The sequence below is a fragment of the Bradyrhizobium sp. BRP20 genome (genome assembly GCF_020194215.1).
In the GTDB taxonomy this organism is placed as follows: Bacteria; Pseudomonadota; Alphaproteobacteria; order Rhizobiales; family Xanthobacteraceae; genus Bradyrhizobium; species Bradyrhizobium yuanmingense.
The window spans coordinates 1-402 of the sequence record NZ_JADYVY010000120.1; the positions used below are offsets into that span (position 1 = coordinate 1).

The 402-nt window shown below is 73.9% G+C and carries 1 protein-coding gene; it reads right to left on the reverse strand.

Features of this window, described 5'->3' with window-relative positions:
* Positions 1–402: SDR family NAD(P)-dependent oxidoreductase (locus tag I6F33_RS38080; RefSeq protein WP_225145810.1), on the reverse strand; the 402-nt coding region annotated here is incomplete at both ends.

Below are 402 nucleotides of genomic sequence, written 5' to 3' on the forward strand. Positions count from 1 at the left end.
GGCCAGGCGCGTGTAGTGGGCGAGCGCGGCCTTGGCGGTGCCGTAGGCGGCGAACCCGCGCCCGGCGACGCGGCCCATGTTCGACGAGATGTTGACGACCGCGCCGCCGTCGGTCATCAACGGCACGGCCGCGGTGGTGAGGGCGTGCGCGGTGGAGACGTTGAAGCGGAAGGCTTCCTCCAGGAACTCGGGTGTGGTCTCCAGCAGCGGGCGGGGGTAGGTGCCGCCGACGTTGTTGACCACGATGTCCACGCGGCCGAACTCGCCGACCGCGACCTGCGCGAGCGCGGCGGCCGCGGCGGGATCGCTGAGGTCGGCAGGCACGACGTGCGCGCGCCGCCCGGCGTCGGCCACGCGCGCGGCGACGGCGTCGAGGTCGGTCTTCGTGCGAGAGGAGATCAC